Source organism: Fulvivirga maritima, from assembly GCF_021389955.1.
In the GTDB taxonomy this organism is placed as follows: domain Bacteria; phylum Bacteroidota; class Bacteroidia; order Cytophagales; family Cyclobacteriaceae; genus Fulvivirga; species Fulvivirga maritima.
This window is the reverse complement of record NZ_CP089980.1, coordinates 4,967,611-4,978,761: the sequence shown is the minus strand read 5'-3', so window position 1 is coordinate 4,978,761 and position 11,151 is coordinate 4,967,611. Positions and strand designations below refer to the sequence as shown.

Annotated in this window: 9 protein-coding genes; 3 read left to right on the top strand and 6 right to left on the bottom strand. The window is 40.3% G+C overall.

The genetic code is table 11. From position 1 onward, the window contains the following. Positions 1-132: 132 nt before the first annotated feature. Together LVD15_RS20945 and LVD15_RS20940 are read right to left on the bottom strand one after the other, a co-directional pair. The gene (locus tag LVD15_RS20945) at positions 133-2,337 is read right to left on the bottom strand and encodes an RICIN domain-containing protein (RefSeq protein ID WP_233780994.1); all 2,205 of its coding nucleotides are present in this window, start codon (positions 2,335-2,337) and stop codon (positions 133-135) included. A 175-nt stretch (positions 2,338-2,512) separates the two neighbouring features. Next, positions 2,513-4,195: an RICIN domain-containing protein gene (locus LVD15_RS20940; protein WP_233777157.1), complete on the bottom strand. Its 1,683-nt coding sequence runs from the start codon at positions 4,193-4,195 to the stop codon at positions 2,513-2,515. Between the two features lie 720 nt (positions 4,196-4,915). Here LVD15_RS20940 and LVD15_RS20935 point away from each other — a divergent pair. Genes LVD15_RS20935 through LVD15_RS20925 form a run of 3 tightly spaced genes read left to right on the top strand, consistent with a single transcriptional unit; the run spans position 4,916 to position 8,931 of the window. Continuing rightward, entirely contained in the window at positions 4,916-6,175 is a 1,260-nt protein-coding gene (locus LVD15_RS20935) for a thiamine pyrophosphate-binding protein (protein WP_233777156.1), read from the top strand. Further along, positions 6,123-7,574, top strand: a complete 1,452-nt coding sequence (locus tag LVD15_RS20930; protein WP_233777155.1) for a transketolase-like TK C-terminal-containing protein — start codon at positions 6,123-6,125, stop codon at positions 7,572-7,574. Before LVD15_RS20935 ends, LVD15_RS20930 begins: the two co-directional genes overlap by 53 nt. 4 nt (positions 7,575-7,578) lie before the next feature. Beyond that, positions 7,579-8,931 (top strand): dihydrolipoamide acetyltransferase family protein, encoded by a 1,353-nt coding sequence (locus LVD15_RS20925; RefSeq protein ID WP_233777154.1) that lies wholly within the window; start codon positions 7,579-7,581, stop codon positions 8,929-8,931. Between the two features lie 130 nt (positions 8,932-9,061). Here the strand turns inward: LVD15_RS20925 and LVD15_RS20920 are convergent, their stop codons facing one another. The 4 genes from LVD15_RS20920 to LVD15_RS20905 all read right to left on the bottom strand — a co-directional run bounded on the left by LVD15_RS20920 (position 9,062) and on the right by LVD15_RS20905 (position 10,946). Next, positions 9,062-9,322 carry a hypothetical protein gene (locus tag LVD15_RS20920; RefSeq protein WP_233777153.1) on the bottom strand — a complete coding sequence of 87 codons (261 nt, stop codon included), beginning with the start codon at positions 9,320-9,322 and terminating at the stop codon, positions 9,062-9,064. Positions 9,323-9,453: 131 nt separating this feature from the next. Then, a complete protein-coding gene (locus LVD15_RS20915; RefSeq protein WP_233777152.1) occupies positions 9,454-9,771 on the bottom strand; it encodes a thioredoxin family protein in 318 nt (105 codons plus the stop codon). Positions 9,772-10,002: 231 nt separating this feature from the next. Next, entirely contained in the window at positions 10,003-10,446 is a 444-nt protein-coding gene (locus LVD15_RS20910; RefSeq protein ID WP_233777151.1) for a hypothetical protein, read from the bottom strand. Between the two features lie 206 nt (positions 10,447-10,652). Further along, positions 10,653-10,946 carry a DinB family protein gene (locus LVD15_RS20905; protein WP_233777150.1) on the bottom strand — a complete coding sequence of 98 codons (294 nt, stop codon included), beginning with the start codon at positions 10,944-10,946 and terminating at the stop codon, positions 10,653-10,655. Positions 10,947-11,151 lie beyond the last annotated feature (205 nt).

Genomic DNA, 11,151 nt, shown 5'->3' with positions numbered 1-11,151 from the left:
TAAATTTTCTAGTTAAGGGTAGCTTCTGGTTGGCTTTTCCGATATAAATACATCTATAGGCAAGGTTGGCCCCTCCTTCTCAGTTTAAAATGAGGGGCCTAACCTAATCAGAAAGTTGCCGAAATGGGTTTTTTATTCTTTAATCATCTTGAACCTAGTAGTTCCATAATCAGACGTTACTTCTATAAAGTAAGTCCCTTCTTGCAGATCCTTCACAATAATCTGGTTGTTTCTGTTATATAGTTTACTACTCATCACGACCTGGCCAGATAAGTTGAAGATTTTCACACCTGCAGCCCTATCATTCTGTTTCAATTGTATATTGAACATATTGCTTGTCGGGTTGGGGTAAAAGAGAATATCATCAGAGGTTTTTCCAGCTTCTGGTTCAAGCATTATATTTTCTTGAGTAACTACCCTCGCATTAGTCGCTACATTGATCATCTCCCACTGCGCATTCTGACTGGTAGAATTAGCCCATTGTCCTACCACATCTCCATTGGCGGTGTAACCCAGACCATCCAGGTATAATCCTGTTCCGCGGTTTCGTAGCCGGTAGTAGCTTCCGCTGTACTGTTGCAGCGACCACTGGGAATTGACATGGGTAGTGTTGGCATACTGTCCGCATTCAGCTCCGTTATTGGTACGGCCCATCCCATCCAGAAATAAACCCGTGCCACGGTTTCGTAGTTGATAGTATCCGCCTCCGGCATCTACCAGTTCCCATTGTGCATTCACATGAGTGGTGTTGGCGTATTGACCACAGGCTTCTCCGTTGGCTGTACGGCCCATGCCATCCAGAAACAAGCCGGTAGCGCGGTTTTGAAACCGGACGTAGGTAGTACCAGGATTAGCACCGCCAGTGGAAATCAGACTAAAGTCGTCTACATTCACCCAATTTCCTCCGCTGGCGTTAGAGTAAACGCCTACTTCAATTGAGCCATTGGTTACGTTGATATTTGGGATAGTGATTTCGGTCCAGGAGCTAATGGACTGATTGATTGAATAAGTCTTTTCACTACTTCCAAAGCCCTTGACATATATGCGAGCAGCAGTCTGTCCTCCGCTGCTTTTTACCCAGGTTTTCAATGTGTAGGTTCCATTGGGCAGTGAGATCGTTTGAAACATACTAGCCTCATAAGGCGAGGAACTCCACTGCTCTAAACAAAAGCGTCCGGGAAAATGGCTGCCTTGAAGATTTCCATTGGGGTTGCTACCACTACCTACCCAGTTAGTCCAGCCGGTCACGGTGCTCACGTCAATTCTATCGGCTTCAAAATTAGGGTTTAGCACGTAGTTGTTACCACTGCCAACCGACCATGTACCTGCAGACTCATTGATATTCCACTGACTCAGCGAATGAAAGATTGGGGTTGTTCCATTGAAAGAAATGGGCACCCATTGGTTGTACCCTACTCCGTTTCCGGCAAAGTCGGCCCAGCGATCGCCACCAAACATAACGAAAGACCCGGACGTGCCATTAACGGCAAATGCAAGTCCACTCTGTGTCACATGTGAGTAATCCCTTTCTGAACCTTGAATCACAAACTCATTTGAATATGGTCCTAAAATGTTTGATGCGGTGATGCAATATGTTCTTGATGTATTCCAGCCATGAAGGTCCGACGAAATGAAATAATAGGTGCCATTGTGTTTGAACATCACATTTCCCTCACGGCCTGAGGACGCCCGGTGAATTCGTGTTGCCGGTTCTACATATAGATAATCAGAAGGGCGAAGCCGCGAAACATACTGGTTGTTCCTTCCTCGCACGTTGCAGAAAGCCAAATAAGCCTGCCCGTTGTCATCGGTAAATACCGATTGGTCTCCGGACATATCGTTGACCACGTTACCGATGGTCGATTGCGTAGCAGCCAAGGTGAAACGGCCGGTAGGGGTGTCGCTGGTGCCAAACGCGAGACCAGGGTACATTTGGGCTATTAACACATATTTACCGGTTGGGGCGTTATAGGCGCAACCAATCCGACCGACCCAGCCAGCTTGTAAACCATCAGCAGGAGTCATCACATCCCCCTCATACGTCCAATTTGCCAGGTCCGTTGAAGAATAACATGTGATGGCAAGAAACCCAGTGTCACCGTTCTTCCCTGAATAAGGATCGTTAAAATAGGTAATTGCGCCCCGGTACTTAGCGCCGTACCAATAGTACGTATCGCCAACTTTCAACACACCTCCTCCCTGAGAATAAATGGGGTTTCCGCTTGTATCATGCCAAAATTCGTTATTTTGAATTACCTGCGCTTCAGCTATTAGGTAGCCCGTCACTGAAAAAACAGCTATCAATAGCAGGCTAAAAATTGAGTGTAATTTGTTCATATCAGTATTGATTGACTTTTGTGAGATAATTGGCATAGGAAGATCGAATGAAAGGCAGCGCTCATAATTTTTACTCACTGGCCATAGAGTGGCTAAAAGAGTTAATAAAAAAATGCTGCCTTGACATTATTCTCTTCCTATACTAAAGCAATCTAGTATATGGTGGAAGAATATCTTACTGTTTGATTAGCTTCCACCTATTAATTCCTGAAGCAGTTGATACTTCTACAAAATAGGCCCCCGACTTTAAAAAAGACACATCAATCTGACTGTTTTGATAAGTGAGTTTTTCGCTCATCACCATCTGCCCAGCCTGATCATATACTTTGGCTACCGTTGTTTCGCCATGTTCTTTCAACCGGATGTTTAACACGCCGGTCGTCGGATTTGGATAAAAAAGTTCTGTTCCTATTTGATCGGGAACATCATTTAAATGGGGTATTACGGTGGTCTTGGTAGCAACCACACGCGAACCGGCTCCTACATTGATCATCTGCCACTGCGCATTCTGACTGGTTGAATTTGCCCATTGTCCTACCACGTCTCCATTGGCGGTGTAGCCCAGACCATCCAGGAATAAGCCCGTTCCCCGGTTCTGTAGCCGATAATAATTGCCACTGTATTGTTGCAGAGACCACTGGGCATTCACATGGGTAGTATTGGCATACTGCCCGCACTCGGCCCCATTATTGGTACGACCCATCCCATCTAGAAATAAGCCCGTACCTCGGTTTCGCAATTGATAATAGCCTCCCCCAGCATCTACCAGTTCCCATTGTGAGTTGACATGAGTGGTATTAGCGTATTGTCCACATGTCTCCCCATTAGCTGTACGCCCCATGCCATCTAGATATAAGCCTGTAGCACGGTTTTGAAACTGAACATACGAGGTTGAGCCGCCACCAGAGCAATTATTTGTTACGTTAGCATAACTTCCGGCTCCGGATACGGCTACCCCTGACTCGCTGCATCCTGATTCAACGCTACAGTTAGTTCCGTTTTCTATCCAAATACCGACATCAGAACATTCACGAATTTCTGCGTAATTCAAATGGCAATTGATGGTAGGGCCTGACTGAACAATGAAAAATCCTCTTCCGCAACGATCTGCATAGAGAGTTTCGGCAGTGATATTACTACATCCATTTGCGAAACGTAAACCAGCATAACCACCTCCCCAATCACAATTGTAGGCATCTACAGTTTCAATAGTTCCGTTATGCGATTGATTGAGCAATACACCACAACCTCCAGTATTCCTAGCAGTCATCGTACCATCGAAGTCTACACCATCAATACTGTAAGTTTCGATGCCGTGAGAGCCAATATTTTCAACAAGAATATCTCTCATATAAAGATTGTACTCTGTGTAGTTCCACGGATTACTGGTTCTACTATCTATGCGTATACCGATCCAATCGATATTGATCAAATTCAGGTCAGTAAAACTAAGGTTACTGGCGGAACTACTTCGAATACCGTAGCCCCCCACTACATTTCTAAGGGTTAAGTTATGCATTTCAAATCCGTCATGCCCATTGTTTAGAATACCACTTCCTGAGAAACTACAGGTAAATGTGTTTCCATGTCCATGTATCCTTACACCAGGGCGAGATACATTAATGGTAGAGTATAAGGTGCCACTGGTTAATATATGAATGTCACGATTACCTGAATCTCCCATGGCCCCTTCTACGGCTACAGCCAAATCGGTTGAACTTCCTCGTTCTACATCAAAGGTCTTCCAATAATAACGACCTCCTGATTGCCATACCTCATGCTCATAGGCATTGGCATAATTAATTATTCCAGATCCTATTAATAATAATAAGATTAAAGTAGTTAAATGTTTAAACATAAGAATTGTGTTTAATGATGATATAACTGCATCAATCTCTACCTTAAAGCAAGGTTAAATACAGTTACTTAATACTATAAGTGCGTTTAATCACAAGTTGAAGGACTTACCTTACACTTGGTTAAAAATATTAGCCAGATGAAACATTATTATTATAGCTGCCGCATGAAGCTAATAGTTGACGTTTGTACAGAATCTTTAAGGATATAAAGGTCAGTCTGAAGCTTAAATTACATTACTGGTAACCAAGCCTTACTTACTCAACACCGACGATATTGAACCCTAAATAATAATGAAACTGTAGTACAGGTTAGTAGTAATTACTGTAAATCAAGAAGTTATTTTAATTTTACAGTAGTCATAAAAAGACCGTGGTGGAAAAAATTATCCGTTTTTATAGCTTTTGTCATAGGGTGTAGTTTAGGTTAAACTTTAATGATTTAAATAGGTAAACTAATTTAACCTCCCTATTATTGAGAAGCTATTACTTTTAATTTAAAAAATACACTTTTAATACATATCACAAAATTTATCCTATTTCGTAGAAAAATATACACTGCTCCACTAAGCCTCTGAACGCTTAACTTGGCTCAGCATATTTCATTACGAAAACATCCACAAATCGGGCATATTTTTTCACACCAAATCAGCCCAATCCAGCTCTGAGCTCATCAAGGCCTGAGGAACAATTTTTGACACATTTTAATAAAATATTTTACTATGGCGGATCAGAAACTAACCAACACGGAAGAAGAACAAGAATGGATATCATCTCTCGAATGGATAATAGAAAATGAATCTAAGGCCCATGCTTCTCAACTATTGAAGTTACTTAACCAAAAAGCGGAGTCATATGGCATAAATCTCAACGGCACGGCCCAATCTGGACAATATGTTAACACTATTTCTGCTGATGAAGAGGTAGCCTACCCGGGAGATATTGATCTGGAACAAAGGATAGATAGGGCGATACGATGGAATGCCATGATGATGGTGGCAAAGGCTAATCATACACATAGTGGATTAGGAGGTCATATTTCTACTTTTTCTTCTGAGGCAGATTTGTTTCAGGTAGCGCTACATCACTTTTTAAGAGGCTATGAGGGGGATCATCCTGATATAGTTTACTGGCAAGGCCATGCTGCCCCAGGGCTATATGCTTATTCATATGTGGCTCATGATATGACTGAGAAGCAGCTCACGCATTTCCGACAAGAAATTCAGTATAAAGATGGTCTTCCATCTTATCCCCACCCTCGGTCTATGCCTGAATACTGGAGATTCCCCACTGTATCAATGGGTCTTGGGCCTATTCAAGCCATTTACCAGGCTCGTTTCCTCAAATACCTACAGCACCGCGAGTTAACCTCCTATAAAGAGACTAAGGTATGGGCCTATCTTGGAGATGGAGAAATGGATGAACCAGAATCTACCGGGGCACTTGCCATAGCTAGTAGAGAAAAATTAGATAATCTTATCTTTATAGTTAACTGCAACTTACAGAGACTAGATGGACCTGTAAGGGGTAACAACCATATTATTTCTGAAATGGCCAATATATTTTCAGGAGCTGGTTGGAAGGTCATAAAAGTAGTATGGAATAGTGAGTGGGATAAGATTTGGGCTAAAGATACGTCAGGAGCACTAAAGAAAGTACTGGCAGAAACCCCAGATGGCGAGCTACAAAAATGGTCCATTGCTTCTGGTAGCCAATTACGAGAAGAGCTATTTGGCCAAAGTGAATCACTCCAACAGCTGGCAGCAGAATATTCTGATGACCAGTTGGAAAGACTGGGCAAAGGAGGTCATGACCTAGTAAAGATTTATAACGCTTATAAAAAAGCCGTAGAATACAAAGACGGTCCGGTAGTAATTCTGGCTCACACCACCAAGGGACATGGTCAGGGAGAGGCAGGAGAAGCCAGTAATGTCACTCACAATAAAAAAGAAATTTTCACTAGAAGAAATAAAAGATTATAGAGATAAGCTAGAAATACCACTTACCGATGAGAAATTGAAGGACTACCCTTTCTATCGTTTTGAAGAAGACAGTGATGAAGTAAAATACATCAAGCAAAGAAGGAAAAATCTCTTAGGCCAATTACCCAATAGAGAAGTAATGGACTATGACTTTAAAATGCCTTCTGCCAAAATATTCAAGTCATTTGACAGCGGATCAGGCGAGAAAGAGGCCACTACCAATGGTGCTTTTATGCAACTTCTCTCCTCTTTGCTAAAAGATAAAAACACGACAGATCATATAGTACCCATCATTCCAGATGAGTCGCGGACTCTAGGATTAGACGCGCTTTTTGGCAATGTAGGAATATACAACCCCAAGGGGCAGCAATATGATCCTGTAGACGGAGGCAGCCTTCTTCAATATAATGAAAAGAAAAAAGGCGTGATATTAGAAGAAGGAATAACCGAAGCGGGAGCCATATCTACTTTTATAGCGGCTGGCACTCACCATAATGCAGAAAAGCTGTATACCATTCCGTTTTTTATGTTTTATAGTATGTTTGGCTTTCAGCGAATAAGTGATCTCATTTGGGCCGCTTTAGATGCCCGCACCAGAGGTTTCATGATTGGTGGTATTGCTGGTAGAACTTCCCTATCAGGTGAAGGACTTCAGCATCAAGATGGACAAGGACATCTCTTTGCGCTCGCCTTTCCTCATTTAGAGGCCTATGATCCTGCTTTTGCTTATGAAACTTCCGCCATCATAAAAAAGGGAATTCAACGGATGTATCAGAAGAAAGAAGACCTGATCTATTACATCACCGTCAATAATGACAGCTATCCCATGCCCAGAAAGCCATCAGGAGTAGATCAGGGCATTATAGATGGACTTTATTGCTACAAAGAAGCCAAGAAAAACAAGAGTAAAAACAAGGTAGTGAATCTCCTAGGTAGTGGAGCCATCATGAAAGAAGTACTGGCTGCAGCTGAAATTTTAGAAGATGAATTTGAAATACCAGTGTCTATATGGAGTGTTACTAGCTACAAAAAGCTATATGACAATGCTCGAGACAGCGCTCGTATGAATAATATAGAAGGTAAAAAAGAACAATCTCTTACAGAATCAGCCTTTTCTAAAAATGATATCTGCATTGCTGCTACTGATTATGTGAAAGCGTTACCCCTATCCATTTCAAGTTGGATGCCTGAAAATTACACAGTACTAGGAACCGATGGCTTTGGCCTGAGTGATACTGTTAACGAGCTACGCCACCATTTTGAGGTCGATGCCATACACATCGCCTGGACCGCTTTGCATGCGCTTTATAACACAGGCGACCTTAACAAGAAGGTCCTTAACCGCTTCAAAGATCAATACAAAATCAAAAAAGGTAAAAACAACCCCACAGAATATTAATAATATGGACATAGAAGTAACACTCCCAAAAATATCTGATAACGCAGAAAAAGGTCAGATCAGTGAAATACTGGTTTCTGAAGGTGATCATGTAGACAAAGAACAGGCCGTAATAGTAGTAGAAAGTGATAAAGCAGCCGTAGAAGTACCTGTAGAAGAAGAAGGAACGGTTAAATCTATCAAAGTGAAGCAAGATCAGGAAATAGGTGCAGGAGACCTGATCATGATTCTGGAAAATGATAGCTCTAATGCTGATGAAAAAGAGGACAACGATGCCTCAGAAGATAAGAATTCTTCAAAGGATGATAAAGAAATTGAAGCAAAGACAGAAGAGCCTAAAGATGATAAAGAAGATTCATCCACAAAGGAAGAAAAAAAGCAACCAGCTCAAGCTAAAGAGGAAGAACCTAAGCGAGAGCCAAAAGAAGATACCAATACTGATGATAAATCAGTCAAATCACCAGACCATGATTCACCCGCTGTAGCTCCCCTTGCTAAGAAGCTTGCCCGCCAGTTAGGTATCAGCCTATATGAAATTGATCCTAATGAACAGGGAAGAATTACCCATGATGCAGTTATAGAACATGCCAGAGCTCTCATCAGCAATAGTAATAATCAAGGTGGGTCGAGTAGCAAAATCACGCTACCGGACTTCACTAAATGGGGAAATATTGAGGAAAAGCCATTGAGCTCCATAAGAAATACCATAGCCCAAAAGACGCTACTGTCCTGGCAGGAAATCCCGCAGGTTACTCAATTTGACAATGCTGACATAACAGTCTTAAATTCATTTTTAAAAGATGAAAATGAGAATAGCGAGCAAAAAGTGACCCTCACAGCAGTACTCACTAAAGTAATGCAGGTAGCTCTAAAAGAATTCCCTAAATTTAACGCTAGTCTTGACTTAGACAACAGAAAGGTAATCTACAAAGATTATTATAATATAAGCATTGCTGTGGCCACTGATAACGGCTTACTCATGCCAGTAATTAAGAAGGTAGACAGTAAAAGCGTCAGGCAGTTAGCGGAGGAATTAAATACCCTTGCAGACAAAGCGAGAAATAAAAAATTAGCTCCTCAGGCTATGGAAGGCGGAAATATAGCACTTTCTAATCAGGGAGGTATTGGCGGATCTGCATTTACGCCTATAGTATTTCCTCCACATGTAGCTATTATTGGGGTCTCCAGAGCTAGTACGCAACCTGTTTACTCTGAGGAATCAAAAGGATGGGAACCCAAACAAATACTTCCTCTATCTATGTCTTATGACCACAGGTTAATAGACGGTGCTGAGGCCGCTGCCTTTTTAAAAAGAATAGTAGAATTATTAGAGAAGCCAATGAAAATAATCATGTAAGGTTTCATATAACAAACTTAGAGTATAATTAAAAAAAGGTCTTATTTATAAACCGTTGAATCATATCAATCAGTCATAAGTAAGACCTTACTATATATCTAAATATTAAGTTTTATTAAAGTGAATACTGCTATATATGTGCGGTGACTCTCTCCTTCTTGAGTCTGTCTACCGTTTCCAGAAGCTTACCTTCTACTGACACCAGTTCGTCATCTTTAAATTTAATGAGGTCACATAATTGAAGGATTGAATCCTTATCAGTATCAGTAAGATGTTCACGGCTTTCGGTAGATAAAATAACGCTGGTAAGCTTAGACCTTATCTCAAGACTTACCTGCTTAAGCTTCTCTGCATATTCATGGATTTGAATTAATTCCTGCTCTCTAGTCATAAATTTAAGGTTGATTTTATATCCGGCAAACGGGTTACTAGTAATTATCGTTCACCCAAATTTATATAAGTGTAGTTTACGTTTATTCACATAAAATGGTTAACCAGAGGGCTATAAATTATAAATCTCAGCTAGCCCTTAAGTATATTTTTAGAGAAAAACCTTTTCATCTGCTCTAGCAAAGGACCTGTGGTTATAATACCATGATGCTTCCAAAGTCTTTGACCTCGCCATATCAAAACCAAAGTAGGCACCCGCCAAATATCATATGTTTTTACAGTTGATGGGTTTCTATCTACATCTACCTTAAGAATTTTCAACCTGTCTCCCAGCTCTGATTTCACTCTTTCTAATACAGGATTCACCTTTTTGCAAGATTCACTCCAGCTGGCATGAAAATCTACTAATACAGGTGTTTTTCGGTATATAAGTTGACTAAAATCTGACATATCACTTTGCTTCTATTCCCTATTCTTCTTCAGTTATAAGTTAATCATAACTCAGCAGAAATGCACGTGAAAGAACAATTTATTCGCAGAAAATCACCTTATTATGAGCCAATTATTTAATATTGAATGGAAGGAAAGAGAATTACGCAATCAAAGCAGCTGAAGTGATATGGCCATGAGGGTGTTGCGGGGGAGTTATAGGAGGTGGGGAGATAATGAGCTATTTAATACTCAAAAATAAGGCGGATGATTAACCCTTTGCTGTTCCTTAAGCCTATTCATCAAACGATCACTGGGGCGTTCTTTTAATTCCTCATGAAAACCAATATTAGATAAATAAGGGTTTTTAGCCATTTTATTTATTTTTCGCTGACTCCTGACTTCCTCTATTAATTTAGAAATATTAGAATCTATACAAGGTTTTAAGGCCTCTATAGCAGCTTCGGAAACCAGTTCTACATCATCTCTAATCATGGTAATCAATAGATATTTCACTTTTGATTGATCTAGTTTAGATGAGAGCAATTTAATACACGTATATCGTATATTAAACATTCCGTTTTCGGCAGCAAAGATTAAGTTATCAATGCATCCGCCTTCATTCCAAGCCGCGAGTTTTGCTTCTGTGAATTTTAAAAACTTCCTTTTGTACAAATAGCTCTCTACCCTATTCATTTTCTAATCTTTTAAATCACAGTGAAACAAGCATATTCTTTTACTTAAACAAGCTTACGAATACTCATCATGTATCCCAGGTGAAGCGCTTCATGATAGTTATTGTAGGTCAGTGCCTCTTCAAAAGTGGCCAAATGAAATCCCATGCTAGTGGTTCGCTCGTTGTAAATCTGAAATTTACCTTCATGAAAATCAGTTTCCGTTTTTTATACCAATTGTAACATCTGCTCCTTAATATGAGCTACCTCCGTTTCAGAAACAGGATCAGTTGGTCGTGTACCAGGTTTGTACTTATTGATCAAATCATCAGAAACATACCCCTCCAGTCCAGAAGACTTATAAATTAAAACCTGTTGCGCTATCAGCACGTGCCCAATATTCCATATCAGATTATTGCTAAAACCTTCCGGGATCTTGTTTAGCTGCTCTAAACTATATTTTTCAAAGAACTCTTGATAGAGCTCCCTATTTCTCTTCCAAATCTTAAAAACTGAATTCATCTCTCTGCAAGGGGAAATAATACTTCCCAAATTTTATTGATTAAAGAAGCTAAAGTAATAATGATTCTTCCTTGTTACAATTGTTTTCTGGTTTATATAATATGAGTCACATTAGAATTTTCATCAACTATATTATCTTTTATTCACTCCCCTTGCCCATTAAGATTATCCATTCTCTTATATTAAAAAATTAATGATTTTTTTG